Raw genomic sequence first — 18,125 nt, 5'->3', positions numbered from 1 at the left:
CGGGGCTACCTGGGCGTTGTCACTTTTCATTTTACAATTAATACGGGTGCTGTGACTCTTTTTGCTACCTTATGGCTGACGCTACCGAGCACCATTTCCTGAAATGTGTTTAATCCACGGCTTCCGATGATGACGAGGTTGAAGTCATGTTCATTCGCATGGGTGATAATGACAGGACCAGGGTCCCCGTGTTTTATGGTGAATTCATAAGAGGTATGATACTGTTCAAAAATAGCTTCAATCGGCGCTAGTCTTTTTTTTCTGTCGGTATGAAGGTCATCCCGGCCGGCGTTATGGATGACGTCAGAACGAGTCCGGTCATAATCGAGCACGTAGAGGACATCAACCTTTGTATCGGGGTCTAACGATGCAATATGGGCGGCGTGTTTCGCAGCGCGTACCGAGTTTTCCGAACCATCAACCGCAACAAGGATTCTTTTATACATTTATGCTCCTCCTTTACTTGGCGTAAGGGATGGACAGGCTGTCAAGTAGACGAATACTTGAGGCATCCAAACCGGTCAGCTCAAAATCTACTTGCTTCTGCGTTAACTTTGCGATCAACCGATCAATAGCGCCCGCTCCTGAATCATCCCAAATGCGTGCCTCTGTAAAGTCTATGATAATACGACTTCCAATTTGCACATCATCGAATTCTTTTGTGAAATCCTGTACGGAAGCGAAGAACAACTGTCCGTGAATAGTATAGATATTCTGCAAACTGTCCGGGAAAACCTTCTTCTTAACTTCGATTTTAGAAATTTTTGCAGTGAAGAAAACAGCACTAAGTATGACCCCTGCGAGAACTCCTTTGGATAAATCCCCTGTCAATACAACGATCAAAACAGTGACAACCATAACTAAAGCATCTGCACGTGGTGCTTTTTTCAAATAGCTGAATGAAGACCAATCGAATGTTCCAATGGACACCATTACCATAATGGCCGCAAGTACCGGCATGGGGATTAAGACAACCCATTCACCTAGAAAAACGATTAAACACATTAGAAAAACACCCGAAGTAAATGCGGACAGTCTTCCACGCCCGCCGGATCGGACGTTAATGCCAGATTGTCCAATCATCGCACAGCCTGCCATACCACCGAAGAAACCAGTAATGATATTCGCAATGCCTTGGCCGCGTGCTTCTTTGTTTTTATCGGAACCTGTTTCCGTTATATCATCGATAATGGATGCAGTAAGAAGTGATTCCAATAGCCCGATGATGGACATCGCAAGAGCTGTCGGGAAAATAATTTTGAGTGTTTCGAAACTAAAAGCTACATCGGGAATTAGGAATGTAGGTAGTGATTGTGTAATCGTGCCAAGATTGCCGACGTTTTGAACATCAATCCCGAACAACAACACGACTGCGGTCAGCGCCAAAATGGCTACGAGTGGTGCTGGAACCGCCTTTGTGATAAAAGGGAATAAATAGATAACGGCAAGTGAAGCAAGGACTACTACATACGTCATACCCGATATCCCGAATATGTACTGTACTTGTGCACTAAATATTAAAATGGCAAGTGCGTTTACAAATCCCATCATGACAGCCCTGGGGATGAACTTCATGAAACGTGCAATTTTTAGTACGCCCCATAAAACTTGTAATACACCAGTCAAAATGGTGGCAGCAAACAAATATTGGAGCCCGTGCTCTTTAACCAATAAAACCATTGCAAGGGCCATCGCACCTGTTGCAGCAGAAATCATGCCCGGTCGCCCACCGACAAACGAGATAATAACAGCAATACTAAATGACGCATATAAACCGACCATCGGGTCTACGCCAGCTATCAATGAGAAGGCGATCGCCTCAGGAATCAATGCCAAAGCAACGACAATCCCGGCGAGAATATCGCCACGTATATTCCCGAACCATGCCTCTTTCCAAGTCATTATTTTCAAAACCAAATCACATCCATTTCTTTCTTGTATAAGCGCCGCATAAATGACGAAATAGAAATAAGCCGTGCCATACTATATCAGAAACGCGGAATTTCGTCTATTATTTATTCAAATAGTGGTTTGATTGTCCTTGCTAATTTCGGAAATAGTGCATATACTGATTTATAATCAAACAACTATTTGAATGAGGTGTAGACATGACGATTAAAGAAGTTTGTGAAGTGACAGCTGTCCATGATGATATTGTAGACCGTGTGCAGAAAATGATGCCTGATCTTGGCGTAGTTGTGCAGCTATTCAAAGCACTCGCCGACGAAACTAGATTAAAGATTGCCTATTCACTTACATTGGAAGAGGAAATGTGCGTGTGCGATGTAGCAGCTGTTATTGGCTCATCTGTTGCCACTGCATCCCATCATTTACGATACCTACGTGAAAACGCACTTGCGAAATCACAAAAAAAAGGAAAGATGGTCTACTATTCGCTCGCCGACAATCACATCCATCAGCTTGTGAAAGTTGCCTATGAACATGCAATGGAAGGTGATCGACATGGCAACGGTTGAGAAAACAGAATTCCGCTTAGAAAATTTAACATGTGCCAGCTGTGCGATGAAATTTGAGAATAACGTAAATAACTTACCTTCCATAAAAAGTGCCCAAGTGAATTTCGGTGCATCGAAATTATCATTTACAGGCAATGCAACAATCGAAGACATTGAGGCGGCAGGTGCATTTGACGGTATTAAAGTAATTCCATTGTCTAATTATAAGAAGAATGAAACGAAGATACCGTTCTTCAAGAGAAAAGAGAATATCGTTTCCTTGTTCTCACTGGTGTTTTTAATCGCTGGACTGATTGTCTCTTTTCGCTATACCGAATCGCATCCGGTCGTAATAGCACTTTTTGCTATTGCAATTGTTGTTGGTGGAGCAGGTATTTTCAAAACAGGCCTCAGAAACCTTGTGCATTTTGATTTTGATATGAAAACACTTATGACCATTGCGATAATAGGTGCTGCAATCATTGGAGAATGGCGTGAAGCCGCAGTTGTTGTGTTTCTATTTGCGGTCAGTGAAGCACTTGAAGCCTATTCGATGAACAAGGCACGACAATCCATCAGTCAGCTGATGGACATTGCACCGCCGTCTGCCATCGTAAAACGTGGGGAGAAGCTTATTGAACTTCAGACAGAAGACATCGTGGTAGGCGACGTACTCATTGTGAAGCCCGGCCAGAAGATTGCAATGGATGGTACTGTCGTTGCAGGGGCTTCTACGGTCAATCAAGCCGCGATTACAGGTGAATCTGTCCCGGTTTATAAAACATCGGGTGAAAATGTATTTGCAGGTACGCTCAACGAAGAAGGGGCGCTTGAAGTCACTGTAACTAAACTTGTAGGTGATACGACAATTGCGAAAATCATACATCTTGTTGAAGATGCACAAGCGGAAAAAGCACCTTCACAAAAATTTGTCGATCAGTTTGCAAAGTATTATACGCCTGCCATCATTGTAATTGCCCTGCTCGTTGCTATACTGCCTCCGCTATTCGGAGGAGATTGGAGTGCATGGATCTATCAAGGGCTTGCTGTGCTCGTCGTAGGTTGCCCGTGTGCACTTGTTGTGTCGACGCCAGTTGCTATCGTCACAGCAATTGGGAACGCCGCCAGACAAGGTGTACTTATTAAAGGCGGCATCTACCTCGAGGAAACAGGCCGTCTTGATGCGATTGCTTTTGATAAAACTGGAACGTTGACAAAAGGCTATCCGGAAGTAACGGATTTTATTGGCTGTGATGATATAAAGAAAAGTGAGTTGCTTAGTGCCATTGCGGCAGTTGAATCCATGTCACAGCATCCACTTGCAAAAGCGGTTGTCGATTTTGCGGAAAAAAATGGGGCTAGGAAAGTCGAAGTTACTAATTTTCAATCAGTGACGGGAAAAGGAGCCTATGCGGAAATTGCCGGCATTCGAACTGCTATCGGTAGTATCAGTTGGGCGCAAGAACAGGTCGCTTTGCCGGAAGAGTACCTACAGCAGGCAGCCTCTCTTCAGCGTCAGGGAAAGTCGGTTATGGCAATTGTAACGGATGCAAAGTTCAGTGGATTACTCGCCGTGGCAGATCCGGTGAGGAAAGAAAGCCAACGTGTACTTGAAAACCTGAAAAAGATTGGCATAAAACATACGGTTATGTTAACTGGGGATCATCAGGCAACAGCTGAAGCGATTGCCGGCGACCTTACTATAACGGATGTACGTGCAGGACTGATGCCGGAAGAGAAGTTGACGGCTATCAGGTCACTAAGCGATAAATACGGACGTGTCGCTATGATTGGCGACGGTGTTAATGACGCACCCGCATTAGCAGCCGCATCTGTCGGAATTGCAATGGGAGGAGCAGGTACGGACGCGGCATTGGAAACAGCGGATATCGCCTTAATGGCGGACGACCTTGAAAAGCTCCCCTATACGATAAAATTAAGCCGAAAAACATTGCGAATCATCAAGGAAAACATTATGTTTGCATTAGGCTTAAAAATAGTGGCGCTACTTCTTATCATCCCTGGTTGGCTGACACTATGGATTGCCATTTTCGCGGATATGGGGGCGACGCTTCTCGTCGTACTGAACTCGCTACGCTTGTTGCGTGTTCACAAATAAGTAGGCCTAAACGGAGGCGGATCCTAATGCATTTACAAGAATGGACGATGGAAGAGCAAGAACAGCTTATCCATTTTATGACGACTAATACGTGGCCTTACCACGGTAACTCAGATCCTGGTCGAAATCTAATTGAGAAAGCAATTGAAGAAGGCGGTTACGAATCAGATGAAGTGAAGACTTTCTGGGTGGAAAATGACAACAAAGAAAAAGTTGGCATTGTGAAAATTTATGACTTGCAGGACGCAATCCCGCTATTTGATCTGCGTATTGCGGACATATCAAGAGGGCATGGCTATGGCACGAAAGCACTTCGACTCGTGGCGGAATATGTATTTGGCTTGTCGGAAAAGAAAAACCGGCTAGAGGGACATACAAGACAGGATAACTTAGCGATGCGAAAAACGTTCGAACGAGCTGGTTTTGTAAAAGAAGCCCATTTGAGGCAAGCATGGTTTTCTCCAAAAGAGAATTCTTATTATGACGCAGTGACCTATGGGATAACCCGTGAAGACTTTATGGCTGGAACGACTACGCCGGTAATTTGGGAGGACGTGGAAAATGGGAAGAACACGAAAAGACCCTTTAAAATTCCAAACTTTCCGGATTCATTTGAATCAGAACGTCTTATCATCCGGGCCCCAAAACTTGAAGATGCGCAAGAGGCCTGGAATGCAATCCGGGTATCGTTACCAGCCCTTCGTAAATGGATGCCATGGGCGCAGCCTGAACCGGAACTGCATATGACAGAAGAAAGTTTACGAGATGCCGTCGCGAACTTCATAACTCGTGAGGATTTACGTTTTCATCTCATTCATAAGGAGACTGGTCGATTCGTCGGCTCATCGGGGCTTCACAGGATTAACTGGACGATTCCTAAATTTGAAATTGGTTACTGGCTCTCGACGGACTTTGAAGGGCAGGGCTATATGACAGAAGCGGTCCAACGTATCGAACAATTCGCTTTCGAACAACTTGGGGCACGTAGAGTCGAAATTCGTTGTGATGAAGGAAATGCAAAAAGCAGAAGTGTAGCAGAAAGGGCAGGCTTCGTCCTTGAAGGAACATTAAAACAAGATTCCTTATCACCGGATGGTAATGTTTTACGAAACACCTGCATCTATGCGAAAATAGACTAACAAGAAAAGCGAGAGCGGCCGTTAAGATGCGACAGGCATAAGGCGGATTGACGGCGCAGCGTACTTTGCTGCAAAGTCAGTCAGACTTATGACCCGAGCATCTGGCCGCTGGAGCTGGCCAAGAAAAAGGGATGCCGACGTATGTTGGCATCCCTTTCGTTAGGCTGATCGCTTCCCGGTAATAAGATTGAAGATGAAAATAATTACTGCAATAACAAGTAGAATATGAATTAAACCACTACCGATTTTTAAAACTAGTCCTAGTACCCAAAATACGATTAGTGCTACAATTATTATCCAAAGAATTTTGCCCACGTCCATCACTCCTTTGCTTCGTACTTCCTATTTACCCCGTCCAAATAAAGGATAAACCTTGTGGAATAAGAGCAGGAGTAATTGGGCATGGTTCGGGAATACATACTGGAGGCGGTAAGATTGGCAACACCAGGTATGGAAGACTATATTGAACAGATTTATTTACACATTGAAGCAAAAGGAATTGCACGTGTATCAGACGTCGCAGAATCTCTTGCAGTTCTTCCTTCATCAGTAACGAAAATGGCGCAACGTTTGGATCGGGAAGGTTACATTATCTATGAACGATATAAAGGACTTGAACTGACCGAACGAGGATTCAAGTTTGGTAAAAGGCTTGTCATGCGCCATGAACTTCTTGAACAGTTTCTCCGAATTATTGGAGTTGATGAAGAAAACATTTACGGTGACGTTGAAGGAATTGAACATCATCTAAGTTGGAATGCGATGGATCGCATAACAGCTCTCGTTGAAGCAATGGAACAAGATGACCAGTTCGTGAAAAAGTTGAACAGTGGGCAATAGACTTGAAGAAAGAGGTTGATGAAGATGGAAGCAGATAATTATAAGTCAGGCTATACGGCCGAGTTGGAAGTACTGGAGAAGGACGGTTCGAGATGGGTGTTGGATGCAGGTGGAGAAGATATCATGATGAACGCATCCGACGCGGAAGAGACGATTCAAGAAGGCGATACCGTGCATGTTTTCCTCTATACCAATAGACGTGGAGAACTAACTGCGACGATGAAAATGCCTTCGATGACAGCTGAATCCTTTGGTTGGGCGCGTGTCATTCGCGTGGATGACAATGAGGGTGTGTATGTGGATATCGGTTCTTCATTTGAAGTATTGGTCAATAAAACAGATATGCCCCGAGTGAAATCGCTTTGGCCGGCAGTTGACGATGAATTGTACATGACGTTGCGGACAGACCTTGGTGGTACTATATTCGGAAGACTCGCGACAGAAGAACGCGTACTTGAACAGATTGAAGAAGCACCGACATCTGTTTTCAATCAAAACTTGAAAGCGAGAGCTTATCGATTATTGCCGGTAGGTTCATTCATGCTCAGTATCCCTGAAAACTATCGTATTTTTATCCATAATACAGAACAGGAAAAAGAACCGCGCCTAGGACAGGAAATTCAGGTGCGAGTTATCGGTAATCGTGATGATGGCACGTTGAACGGCTCGATGCTTCCTAGAAAAGAAGAACGTTTAGGAGACGATGCCGAAACAGTTATCCGATACTTGAGCGAAGTAGGGGGACGCATGCCGTTTTCCGATAAATCATCCCCGGATGAAATCAAAGAAATGTTCAATCTGAGTAAAGCTTCTTTCAAACGTGCACTAGGGAAACTTATGAAAGAAGGCAAAATTACGCAAAGTGAAGGATGGACGATGTTGAAGTAACCACAATTCCAGTGGGAACTTTTCCGGCACCCGTATCGTATTAATTTGTATAACGAGGAGGAGTGTTTATGAAACGTATCCTAACAATGATGATGGCAATTGTTCTATCACTTGCAGTTATCTATCCAAGTTCTACGGGTGCAGAACCGGTTGTTAATGAAAAACTGGGTGTACCGATTGTCGTTTATGGTGCGAATTTATCCGATACTGAAAAAGCAAGTGTCAAGAAAAGCCTGGGTGTTGAAAATGAGGCTGAAGTTGAGGAAATTACGGTCGATGGCAATGACCTAGTAAAATACATCAAAAACGGCAATAGTAAAGCAAGAATGTATTCATCAGCAAAGATTACACGCCAAGAGGCTGGAAAAGGTCTTGTTATTTCAATTGTTACAGAGGGGAATATCACGCAAGTGACCTCTGAGATGTATGCGAATGCGATGCTTACGGCAGGAATTGAAGATGCAATCGTTGAAGTGGCAGCACCAAAAAAAGTGACGGGCCATTCTGCGCTGGTCGGTATTTACAAAGCATACGAAGTAACGGGTGAAACGCTTGATACTGAACGAACAGATGTCGCGAATGACGAATTGAATCTAGCTACAAAGTTTTCAGAAGATGCTGGTGTTGACAAAGATAAAGTGGGGGAACTGCTAACGCAAATCAAGAAACAGATTGCAGAACAGAATCCTGCGACAAAAGAAGAAGTTGAAAAAATTGTAACTGAACAGTTGAAAAAACTAAACATCGAATTAAGTGATGCAGACCGTCAATTGCTAATTGATTTGATGGACAGAATTCGGAATTTGGACATCGACTTTACCAAATTATCCGGACAGTTAACAGATATGGCTTCGAAGATTAAAGATAAAATCGGTGAGATTGATCCTGGATTTTGGGAAAGTGTTAAAGAATTTTTTACAAATCTCTTTGAATCGATTCAATCCTGGTTCAAGTAAGTATGAATGTATCTGAAGTGCAAAACCGGATTATTGTTATTCCATAATTAGGGTGATAAACTGAAGGTATACTGAACTGAACTTTTAGAATAGGAGGGGTCTAAATGGACTTTACATTTACTGAACTTGGCGGAGATGCATTTGCCTATCGTAATGAACAGGATGGGAAGATGCTAGCTGAAATAACGTGGACACTTCTTGGGGACGTTATGGTGATGGATCATGCATTTGTTGATCCCGAACTACGCGGTCAAAACGTCGCAAAAAGTTTATTGGACCATGCAGCTGATTATGCCCGGGAAAATAACTTGAAGATGGAACCGGTTTGCTCTTATGTTGTTACAGCATTTGAGAGGTACAAAGAGTACGATGACGTCAAGGTATAAGCAGCCATACAAAAAGGCAATCCGTTAAGTTCTCATAAACGGATTGCCTTTTATATTTTACAAAGAAATACAAGTTGCATTCAAATCCCTCACAATACTGTAATGAAGTACAGGATGGATGTTAAAACAGATGCACCGGCGACCGTATAAAACATATCAGCCTGGCTAAAAATTAGCTTCTTCTCCATTCATAACGTCCCCTTCCTTTGAGAATATAATGCGTTATATCTATTTTAAATACCCAATGAAGTCGATTTGAAACATTTTTCGCTAGTTGGGAATCCTTTTTAAAGATTATTGAAACTAATGCGAGGTTGGAACGTATAATTACAGATAGAGTAATAGAAAGGAGTGTATTCAAATGAATCGAACAGCTGAAAAGGTACTGTCTATCATTAGTGCAGTATTTACAGTAATTGGAGTTATTCTTAGCTTCATCACAATGGCTTTTTTAAATTATATTAAGTCCGATCCTGCTGTCCGAAGTGAAATTGAAGCGGAACTGCTGACTGACCCTGCTTTTAAACCAGGAGATATGGAAATTGTTTTTGGTATTTTTGACGCTTTAGGTGGGTTCATGTGGTTAATCATTATTGCATTGATTATTAGCTTGATCCTAACCATTGTCGGTATTGTGAGTATATGGAATAACAAGAATCCGAAACTTGCCGGCACGATGTTTATTATCGGTGGTTTGCTTGCAGGTATTCTTTCCCTAACTTCCATCTTGTTATATATTGCGGGGATTTTATGCTTTACAAAAAAGCCTCCCCTGCAAGACAAAACGATTTACACAGATGACCAGCAAGAGGGCACAATGAGACCACTATAAGAAAAGAAAAAATGCATTCCCAGTTACTATTAACGGGAATGCATTTCAAATTGATTAGGCTAGAACAGGTTTCTTAATGTAATAGACATATTGCGCCGTTACTACATGACGCCCTTCGAAAAGTTCATCAAATACATCTAGCAATTGAAAACCTTGTTTTTCATAAAAAGTTCGTCCTGCGGTATTATGGGCATCCATATAGACAAATAATTGCTGTGCACCTTGCAACATCGACAATGCATACTCTACTAATTTTCGACCATATTCAGATTTCTGACATGACGGTAAAATGGACAGTGCAGTTAACTCGGAATCCCCATCTTCGTCCTTCTTCGTGAAATTGGCGAAACCAACTGGAACTCCTCTGTGCTCTGCAATAAGTACGATTGTTTTTTCCATACGTTTCATCATCATTGCATTTGAATAAGAACGATTGATGAATTCCATCTGTGAATCTTGCGGAATGCTATCTTGGTAAGTGTGTTTCCAAGTTTCACGAGCTATATGTTGCACGTGCTCGATATCCTCGGCTGTCATCAGTCGGATCATGGCACTGTCACCTCAGCTTGTCTTTTTGCTATCATATCAAAAAGAGGCGTTGAAAACTATGTATACACCTGACTGTAATGAAAATGATATATATGAGGAGGGTTGGAATGAATTGGACAGCGAATGAATTTGATGAATTAAGCGGTCGGCAAGTATACGAAATACTAAAACTACGTGTAAATGTATTTGTTGTGGAGCAAAGTTGTGCCTATCACGAGATTGACGACCATGACTACGGGGCAATTCACATTTGCTGTTTGGATGGACAGGAGTTAGTAGCCTATGCACGGCTTCTGCCGGCGGGTGTTAAATATAAAGAACCGTCTATTGGTCGAGTCATCATAAAAGAAGACCACAGGGGAACTGGACTGGCACATACGCTGATGGAACGCAGTATGCATTACATTCTGTCTAGTTGGAAGCCAGATGAAATCCGCCTACAGGCTCAAACGCATCTATCTGGTTTCTATGGAAAGCATGGATTCGATAAAGTTTCCGAGCCCTATGATGAAGATGGTATCCCGCATGTAGATATGATTTTCACATCCTTTTGAAAATGAGAGTTTCTTTATTGATGGAGAGGGGTATACTTAGTACATGACAGACTAACTTTTCTATTATATCCGGGAGGGATGATTTAAAATGGCACGTAAACGTAATAATAATCTACTATTAGCAACAATTGCAGCAGGCGCATACGCGTATTTCAGTAAAAAAGAAAACAGGGATAAAGCACAAGTCGCTTTTAGCAATGTTAAAACAAAAGTCAACTCTTTCGTTGAAACCCAAAAATTAAACCGCTCTACTGATACAAAGGCAGGTCACTCGGATCCTTATGATCTTCAAGACAACAAAATGGTAAGTGAAGGTGCCCAAACGAGCGTGCATTACTATAATCAGGAAGTTGAAGATAAATCAAAAACAACACCTGAAACAGATGGTCTATACAATAAAAAAGAAACTAAAGAAATGACTAGCGAACAATCCGACAAAGAAAAATAATGGATTATCTGGAGACGCTCCCTAAATAGGGGCGCCTTTTTTTTAATCAAATATACGTAGTTGAAAAGTTTTTTAACCTTGTCAGGGGAGAATCCCCGTATGCATTCCATTTAAGTTGCCGCAGCTGCTTGTAGTGTACCGACTATAAAATAGTTCCGATTTATCCTCCCAATTGAAGAAAAGAAGTAGATGAACGGTCAATTATTGTAATATGTAGTCTGTTTAAGGTATACTTTTCAGTAGTTTGAAATAGTGAAGGTGAGCTAAATGAAGAAGAAAATTGGATTAGTAGCGATTCTGATGACAGCAGCGGTTTTCTTGAGTGGTTGTGCTGGTGTTCAAAACAAAGAAGGAACGTTTTATAGTATATTCGTAAAACCAATGGAATGGCTATTGGATTTCTTAAGTAGCCAGTTTAATGGGAGTTATGGGATAGCGATTATACTTATCACAGTGTTTATTCGGTTGATTCTTATGCCGCTGATGCTGAAGAACTATAAGTCACAACAGAATATGAAAGTCAAAATGGATGCACTTCGTCCTGAGATGGAGGATATTCAAAAACGGTTGAAAGAAGCAAAAGAATCAGCATCAAAAGATGAGCAGATGAAGATTCAACAAGAGATGATGGGCCTCTACTCGAAGCATGGCGTTAATCCATTGAATATGGGTTGTTTACCACTTGTCATTCAAATGCCGATTATCATGGGTCTTTATTTTGCAATTCTTTATTCGTCAGATGTCAAGTCGCATCAGTTCTTATGGTTTAACCTTGGGGAACCCGACATGATCATGATGGTACTTGCAGGGGCAGTCTATTTCGTCCAAGCGCGCGTATCACTGTGGACAATGCCTGAAACGCAGAAGAAACAGATGAAAGCGTTCATTTATTTATCTCCAATTATGATTATGTTCATCTCATTCAAATCGATGGCAGCACTTCCGCTTTACTGGGCTGTAGGTGGACTTCTACTTATATTCCAAACTTACTTAGGACGCAAGTTTTACTACAAGCACCCTGAACCAGTCACAGTAGAAGCGCCAGAAGCTACATCGGCGAAGGTAGACTTGGAAAAGCCGGAAAAAGGAAAAACGGATAAAACAGAAAAAAAATAGAACGAACGAAAAGCCAGAGAGGGTACTCTCTGGCTTTTTATATAATCAGTATGCATACTTCTTTCGTGTTGTAAGTACAATAACGATTGCGGGAATTGTACAGATCGTCATACCAAGAAAAGCTAGTCTAGGCGAAATATCATATAGGTAACCGCCTGGGAAAGTTAAAATGGCTGTACTAAGACTCATTGCAAACGCAGCGTACATACCTTGCGCAGCTGCGATTTGGCTACCAGGAAGACTTTTCGATATGTATTTAATAAAAGCGAAATGGGCAACACCGAATGACACTGCGTGTAGCACTTGGGTGCCAATGAAAACGGACGTAAAAGGAAACAAGTAAATCAGTAGCCAGCGTAACGTAGATCCGATTCCCGCGATTAAAAACATAGTAGATGTTTTCATATTCGCAAATAATCGATCGGCCCGTGTGAAAAATAGTATCTCAAATAAAACAGCAATATTTAAGATGATGCCGATATACAAACCGTTGACACCAAGTTCATCCAAGAAAATGAACCCGAAATTATAATAGGAAGCATGTGCGCCTTGCAAAAGAATAGTAAGTATTAAAATGACTACAAAACCTTTAGAACTAAATAAGGCTTTGAAATCGGTGCTTTTTGTATCGGTTTCTGTCCTTACAGGTGCTGTTCGCAAGGCGGTAGGTGCTGAACGCATAAAAAATAATGATGCCGCACCAAGACCGATTAACATCATATAAAGAATAGATTGTTCCGACCAAATAGCTGTTGCAGCTCCAATTAATAGCAGTGCCACCGTGTAACCAATCGAGCCAAAAGATCTGCTTTTCCCATAATGAATATGTCCAGTTTGCATCAAAACAGATGCGCCACTTTCCACTGCAGGTAAAATAATCGGATATACAGCACTGAATAAGATAGTTATGACGAGAAGAACGGTAAAGGAAGAGCTTGGAATGTAAAGCAGCGCCAATAACAGCGAAGCAATTGTCATCCATTTCATCACTCGAATTAATGACATCTTACGTGTTAAATAGGGGAAAACAAGAAAAGTTGAAAATGAGCGGGCTACCATTCCTGCACCCATAACAATGCTTGCTGCAGTAACGGATAAGCCTTTTTCAATCGTCAACCAACCTGTCCAATAGGGAAGAAAGACGCCCCACGTAAAGAAAAATACTAAAAAGCTCGTCGAAAGCCAGCGTTGGTTGTTCAAAAGTGGTCCCTCACATTCCATTCATGTAGTCTTGAAAATAAATGATAGCACACGAAGACCAGAATGAAAAATGATGGTAAACTATACGTATATGCGAGAAGGAAGGCCGGTTACCGATGAAGCAAAAAAACAAATATAGTTATCAAAAGAAAAAAAAGAAACAAGGCAAAGGACTTACAATAGGATTACTCATTTCAGGTATTGTAATGACCGGACTAGTAATTTGGATAGGTATGAATGATTGGGACTTAAAAAAAAGCTATGAGACAGTAAGTAATGCCATTGGATTATCAAATACTGAAACAGAAAAAGCGGCAATTCCAGATATAGATAAAAAAAAGGTAGATACTTTGACCAACGAACAACCCCCTTTGAAAACGGATGAAAAAGTCCCGGAAAAAGTTAGAGAGTCTTTCAATCCATCTGTTAACGGTGGATATATTGAAGGGCAGACACTTCCTTTGGAACCGAAATATATAAATGAAATACTCATCGCCAATAAAAAATATCCGCTTCCCGAAACGTTTGCACCTGGAGAAAGTAAAGATGCTCGAGTAGCCTTTGAAAAGATGGCGGCAGAAGCGAAGCTCTCAGGCTACACGCTCACAGCATTTAGTACATATCGCTCATTCGAATATCAAACAACACTTTACGAGAAATATGTAGCTAAAGATGGCAAAGAAGAGGCTGATCGTTATAGCGCGCGCCCGGGTTACTCGGAGCACCAAACAGGTCTGGCATTTGACATTGGTGAAGTCAATTATGAACAACACTTTGCATCGTCATCTTTCGGAGATACGGAAGCGGGAAAATGGATAGCAGCAAACGCGCACCGTTTTGGCTTCATCATGCGTTATCCTTTAGGAAAAGAAGCGGTGACGGGCTATATGTACGAAGCATGGCATTTCCGGTATGTCGGTGTGGCTGTTGCCAAGGAAATCTTTAATCGGGAAATTACTTTGGAAGAATACCTTGAAATCTGAATGATGATTATCGTCTTTACACTAAATAAAGGGACACCCTCGAGACTTCAGAGGGTGTCCCTTTATTTGTCATAAAATAGGTGAAAGTAATCTTGAAACGGATTCTTTCATCTTGATGAAACGTTTTCGATCTTCGTAGGCTACAAGTGTTAATTCGGTAGATAATTGCATATCCTGTTCGAATAATTCCTTTAGCTCGTGGCACTTTTCCCGATCGTAGATGAAAGCGTTAATTTCAAAATTCAACTTAAAACTTCGAACATCGATATTGGCCGTGCCGACTGTCGATACTTCATCATCTACAACGATTTGTTTCGTGTGCAGAAAACCGTTTTCGTAAATATATACGCGTGCGCCAGCCTTTAACAACTTTCCAACATTTGAATAAGTAGCCCAGTAAACAAACATATGATCTGGTTTGTTTGGAATCATAATTCGTACATCTACACCGGAAAGACAGGCAATACGAAGTGCATCTAAAAAGCTGATATCTGGAATGAAATATGGTGTTTGAATATAGATATATTCTTTCGCCCGAAAAATCATTTTCAAATAGCCGTCTTTAATTTGTTCCCACTCAGAGTCGGGCCCACTGGAGACAATTTGCATAGCCACTGATCCTTTGCGGGGAATAGCTGGGAAAAAGTGCTCTGCGTACTCGATGTCTTGATTGCCCGATGCTTGGTTCCAATCTAAGATGAATCTTGTTTGAAGTGGGTGGATCGCACTACCTTCAATACGAAGATGCGTATCACGCCAGTAACCGAACTTTCTATTTAAACCAAGGTACTCATCCCCAACGTTGAAACCGCCAACATACCCGATGCGACCATCAATGACAACGATTTTTCTGTGATTCCGATAGTTAAGTCGAGGGTTAATGAGTGGAAGTATTGCAGGGAAAAAAGCTTCAACTTCTCCACCCTCATCAACCAATGCTTGCAGATGTCTCTTGTACAGACCACGGGAGCCGATATCATCAAACAAAACGCGTACTTTAACCCCTTGCTTCGCTTTTCGAATCAATACCTCCAAAATTCGAGTCCCTAGATTATCAAGACGCAAAATATAATATTGAAAGTGGATATGATCTTTTGCCGACTCAAGATCATGGATAAGAGAATCAAATTTAGCTTTGCCATCATTAAAAACTTGAACATCGTTATCTTGTGTCAATACAGCGTGGTTGTTTCGAAGGTGGAGGTAAATCATATCCTTATATTCAGCTGTGTCATCGTGGCGAAATTCAAGTGTATCGTCTTCAATGGCTTCAATTTGATAGTCGATGAGTTGCTCAATCCCGATTTTGTTCCGGCCTTCCCAGCGGAAGAGATGCTTTTTCCGAAGTTGTCTGCCAAGTAATAGGTAAATGAAGAAACCGAAGAATGGGATAAAGAACAAGACAAGTAACCATGCCCACGTGGAGGTAGGGTCACGACGCTCAAGGAAAATCAGGGCAATCGCAAGAAAGATATTCAAAATGAGAACAGCTGTAACAGAGATACCAATTAATTGGGTCATAATCGCCCTCCTACATAAATGAATTCTTTTATACAGTATACAGGATTAGTAAGAAGAATGAAGATAAAGCCGCTGGAATTAAATTTTAAAACCTAGTTGGATAATAGGAATTATAAACATATACTAACCTTGTACTTACTAATTACAAATAAAGGAAAAGTTAAAGACGGACACGTTACTAGTAGTTCTTAACATCGTAGGATTACTTTTGCTTGTTGCTCTACTCTATGGTATGCATCGGAAAAAGGTTTCGTTTCCCAAACAAGTCGGCGAAGCGCTCAATAAAGTGGGATATGCGCTCAAACAAGCTGTTGCCGCGCTCAATGAAGCGGGATACGCGCTCAAGAAGATGCCGCCGCGCTCAATGAAGTGGGATACGCGCTCAAACAAGCTGTCGTAGCGCTCAATGAAGTGGGATATGCGCTCAAGAAGATGCCGCCGCGCTCAATGAAGTGGGATACGCGCTCAAACAAGATGCCGCCGCGCTCAATGAAGCGGAAAACGCACCGCTCAAAAACACCGCCCAACCACCCAAAAAACAAAAAAATCCGCAGAAGACATGTCAATGTCCTCTGCGGATTTCTTCAACTTGTAACTAATTCAAACGTCTTTACGTTATTCAGCCGAAGCTTCCAAATTACGTAACGATTTAGATGATTTTCCGAAAAGGATGATCAAAATAATACTTAGCACCGCAAGCGTTGCGGAAAGGAAATAGATGTTGCCAGCTTCTTGTGTGAAGAGCCATGTGAACAGGAGTGGCCCGATAATGCGCCCCATATTGTCCATCGAATACGTCATTCCGGCAGCTGTACCGTATTTCCCGCCGGCTTCTTTCGAGGTCAATGAAACAAGTACCGTACGTGCCAATGCATTACCACCGGTGAATACACTTAAAGCGAATCCCGCCCAGAAAAGGTTGGAGGTGAATGGGATAAGAAGTAGACCTATTGCGGTCACGATTTGTGCGCCGATAATCCATTTTGTTTCAGAGCCATTTTTCACGCGCCGCACAACACCGCCTTGAATAGCCGCGTCAACAAACCCGCTTGCCATAAATAAGTAGCCCAGTTGTAGGGGTGTTATTTCAATCTTGTCTATTTGAAACAGTTGAAACGTCGATTCGAGACCTGCAAGAACGAATGTGACCATGAATGACATCAGGAACAGATTTCGGATGCGGTATTGCCAAAGAGTTGCACCGCCTTTTGGAAGGATGGCCCGTTTATTCGCCTCGCCCCGTCGTTCAGGCTCTTTCAAAATGATGCTTGCATAAATGAGAAGAAGTAATGTCAAGATGCCCGATCCGATGAATGGCGCCTGCAAACTGAAATGACCAAGCACACCGCCAATAGCTGGACCGAAAATGAACCCAAGACCAATCGACATACCTAGCAGACCCATGTATTTATTACGATTTTCTTCATCAGTCATATCCGCAACAAATCCCGTAACTGCAGTGTAAAGTGCACCTGAAAAAACTCCTCCAACAATGCGCGACACATATAGAAGAGGCAAGTTGTCCATGAATAGCGCAAACAAGAAAAAGCTAAGGCTGAATCCTATAAGTCCAGTCAAAATGAGTTTCTTTCTTCCAGTTCGATCTGACAATGCTCCCCAGAGTGGAGCGGTGAAAAACGATGCAAGAGCATAAACTGTCAGCAAACCGCCCACATGTACTTCGGAAAAACCTTGTTGCAAAACTACTTCAGGTAAAATTGGAATAATAATACCAAATCCTAGATAGACGAAAAATTGCACGGACATGAGAAGAAGAATTGCTTTTTTCATAAATTAAACCTACTTTCTACCACTATCAATATTCTTATACTACTCTGCATTCCTTAAACGTACAAAGAATATGTACATTCAAGCCCGTTGATTTCCGTTCCGAGCGGACGCTTTCCGCGGGCACGGCTTGGGCCTACAGGATGTAGGTCATGCAACCGTTGCGGCAGGACGCCGCGAACTTAGGTTGGCTTCCTTAAGATCAGTCCGGGGTCTTCAGCTCGTGCTGTTCCCGCAGGAGTCGCCGCTCTCCACTACAATCAACTAGTTCTCACTATAGGAAAGAGCTTTTTCGGTGGCCTTGAAGAAAACCGTCAGTCTTATCACTCGGGCACTCACTTTCAAGATTT

General features: G+C 42.2%; 20 protein-coding genes. 13 read left to right on the top strand and 7 right to left on the bottom strand.

What is annotated here, in order from left to right:
* Nucleotides 1-26: 26 nt before the first annotated feature.
* Both FILTAD_RS02260 and FILTAD_RS02255 read right to left on the bottom strand, forming a co-directional pair.
* Nucleotides 27-446 carry a universal stress protein gene (locus FILTAD_RS02260; protein WP_124068883.1) on the bottom strand — a complete coding sequence of 140 codons (420 nt, stop codon included), beginning with the start codon at nt 444-446 and terminating at the stop codon, nt 27-29.
* 13 nt (nt 447-459) lie between these two features.
* Nucleotides 460-1,902 carry a SulP family inorganic anion transporter gene (locus FILTAD_RS02255; protein ID WP_124068882.1) on the bottom strand — a complete coding sequence of 481 codons (1,443 nt, stop codon included), beginning with the start codon at nt 1,900-1,902 and terminating at the stop codon, nt 460-462.
* Between the two features lie 206 nt (nt 1,903-2,108).
* Here FILTAD_RS02255 and FILTAD_RS02250 point away from each other — a divergent pair, with 206 nt between their 5' ends.
* From FILTAD_RS02250 to FILTAD_RS02240, 3 genes are read left to right on the top strand one after another with little or no spacing between them, the layout of a single operon-like run.
* Complete coding sequence (locus FILTAD_RS02250) at nt 2,109-2,477, top strand: ArsR/SmtB family transcription factor (protein WP_203229625.1); 369 nt, start codon at nt 2,109-2,111, stop codon at nt 2,475-2,477.
* Nucleotides 2,464-4,575 (top strand): heavy metal translocating P-type ATPase, encoded by a 2,112-nt coding sequence (locus FILTAD_RS02245; protein WP_124068881.1) that lies wholly within the window; start codon nt 2,464-2,466, stop codon nt 4,573-4,575. The genes FILTAD_RS02250 and FILTAD_RS02245 overlap by 14 nt, the downstream gene beginning before the upstream one ends.
* Before the next feature lie 26 nt (nt 4,576-4,601).
* Entirely contained in the window at nt 4,602-5,714 is a 1,113-nt protein-coding gene (locus FILTAD_RS02240; protein WP_124068880.1) for a GNAT family N-acetyltransferase, read from the top strand.
* 159 nt (nt 5,715-5,873) lie between these two features.
* Here the strand turns inward: FILTAD_RS02240 and FILTAD_RS02235 are convergent, their stop codons facing one another.
* On the bottom strand, nt 5,874-6,029 hold the full coding sequence (locus tag FILTAD_RS02235) for a lmo0937 family membrane protein (RefSeq protein WP_124068879.1): 156 nt from the start codon (nt 6,027-6,029) through the stop codon (nt 5,874-5,876).
* A gap of 120 nt (nt 6,030-6,149) precedes the next feature.
* On the opposite strand from FILTAD_RS02235, the gene mntR reads away from it, so the two are divergent.
* From mntR to FILTAD_RS02210, 5 genes are all read left to right on the top strand, one after another.
* The gene (gene mntR, locus FILTAD_RS02230) at nt 6,150-6,554 is read left to right on the top strand and encodes a transcriptional regulator MntR (protein ID WP_124068926.1); all 405 of its coding nucleotides are present in this window, start codon (nt 6,150-6,152) and stop codon (nt 6,552-6,554) included.
* A 24-nt stretch (nt 6,555-6,578) separates the two neighbouring features.
* Nucleotides 6,579-7,442 (top strand): CvfB family protein, encoded by an 864-nt coding sequence (locus tag FILTAD_RS02225; RefSeq protein ID WP_124068878.1) that lies wholly within the window; start codon nt 6,579-6,581, stop codon nt 7,440-7,442.
* A 68-nt stretch (nt 7,443-7,510) separates the two neighbouring features.
* Complete coding sequence (locus FILTAD_RS02220; RefSeq protein WP_124068877.1) at nt 7,511-8,398, top strand: DUF1002 domain-containing protein; 888 nt, start codon at nt 7,511-7,513, stop codon at nt 8,396-8,398.
* Nucleotides 8,399-8,502: 104 nt separating this feature from the next.
* Complete coding sequence (locus FILTAD_RS02215; protein WP_124068876.1) at nt 8,503-8,784, top strand: GNAT family N-acetyltransferase; 282 nt, start codon at nt 8,503-8,505, stop codon at nt 8,782-8,784.
* 361 nt (nt 8,785-9,145) lie between these two features.
* The gene (locus FILTAD_RS02210; RefSeq protein WP_124068875.1) at nt 9,146-9,616 is read left to right on the top strand and encodes a DUF4064 domain-containing protein; all 471 of its coding nucleotides are present in this window, start codon (nt 9,146-9,148) and stop codon (nt 9,614-9,616) included.
* 54 nt (nt 9,617-9,670) lie between these two features.
* Here FILTAD_RS02210 and FILTAD_RS02205 read toward each other — a convergent pair whose 3' ends face one another.
* Entirely contained in the window at nt 9,671-10,165 is a 495-nt protein-coding gene (locus tag FILTAD_RS02205; RefSeq protein ID WP_124068874.1) for a GNAT family N-acetyltransferase, read from the bottom strand.
* A 107-nt stretch (nt 10,166-10,272) separates the two neighbouring features.
* Here FILTAD_RS02205 and FILTAD_RS02200 point away from each other — a divergent pair, with 107 nt between their 5' ends.
* The 3 genes from FILTAD_RS02200 to yidC all read left to right on the top strand — a co-directional run bounded on the left by FILTAD_RS02200 (nt 10,273) and on the right by yidC (nt 12,283).
* Nucleotides 10,273-10,719, top strand: a complete 447-nt coding sequence (locus FILTAD_RS02200; RefSeq protein WP_124068873.1) for a GNAT family N-acetyltransferase — start codon at nt 10,273-10,275, stop codon at nt 10,717-10,719.
* An 88-nt stretch (nt 10,720-10,807) separates the two neighbouring features.
* Nucleotides 10,808-11,167 (top strand): hypothetical protein, encoded by a 360-nt coding sequence (locus FILTAD_RS02195; RefSeq protein WP_124068872.1) that lies wholly within the window; start codon nt 10,808-10,810, stop codon nt 11,165-11,167.
* 267 nt (nt 11,168-11,434) lie between these two features.
* Nucleotides 11,435-12,283, top strand: coding sequence for a membrane protein insertase YidC (gene yidC, locus FILTAD_RS02190; protein ID WP_124068871.1), 849 nt, complete (start codon nt 11,435-11,437; stop codon nt 12,281-12,283).
* A gap of 45 nt (nt 12,284-12,328) precedes the next feature.
* On the opposite strand, the gene FILTAD_RS02185 is transcribed toward yidC, so the two are convergent.
* Nucleotides 12,329-13,483, bottom strand: a complete 1,155-nt coding sequence (locus FILTAD_RS02185; RefSeq protein ID WP_124068870.1) for an MFS transporter — start codon at nt 13,481-13,483, stop codon at nt 12,329-12,331.
* A gap of 116 nt (nt 13,484-13,599) precedes the next feature.
* On the opposite strand from FILTAD_RS02185, the gene FILTAD_RS02180 reads away from it, so the two are divergent.
* Nucleotides 13,600-14,466 (top strand): M15 family metallopeptidase, encoded by an 867-nt coding sequence (locus FILTAD_RS02180; RefSeq protein WP_124068869.1) that lies wholly within the window; start codon nt 13,600-13,602, stop codon nt 14,464-14,466.
* A 69-nt stretch (nt 14,467-14,535) separates the two neighbouring features.
* On the opposite strand, the gene cls is transcribed toward FILTAD_RS02180, so the two are convergent.
* On the bottom strand, nt 14,536-15,987 hold the full coding sequence (gene cls, locus FILTAD_RS02175) for a cardiolipin synthase (RefSeq protein WP_124068868.1): 1,452 nt from the start codon (nt 15,985-15,987) through the stop codon (nt 14,536-14,538).
* Nucleotides 15,988-16,195: 208 nt separating this feature from the next.
* On the opposite strand from cls, the gene FILTAD_RS15670 reads away from it, so the two are divergent.
* Nucleotides 16,196-16,387: a hypothetical protein gene (locus FILTAD_RS15670; protein WP_148085377.1), complete on the top strand. Its 192-nt coding sequence runs from the start codon at nt 16,196-16,198 to the stop codon at nt 16,385-16,387.
* A 215-nt stretch (nt 16,388-16,602) separates the two neighbouring features.
* Here FILTAD_RS15670 and FILTAD_RS02170 read toward each other — a convergent pair whose 3' ends face one another.
* Complete coding sequence (locus FILTAD_RS02170) at nt 16,603-17,778, bottom strand: MFS transporter (protein WP_124068867.1); 1,176 nt, start codon at nt 17,776-17,778, stop codon at nt 16,603-16,605.
* Nucleotides 17,779-18,125: the final 347 nt, after the last annotated feature.

It is taken from the genome of Filibacter tadaridae (assembly GCF_900609045.1).
Taxonomy (GTDB): domain Bacteria; phylum Bacillota; class Bacilli; order Bacillales_A; family Planococcaceae; genus Sporosarcina; species Sporosarcina tadaridae.
The sequence above is the reverse complement of the archived record's forward strand: the minus strand, read 5'-3'. Positions and strand labels throughout refer to the sequence as shown.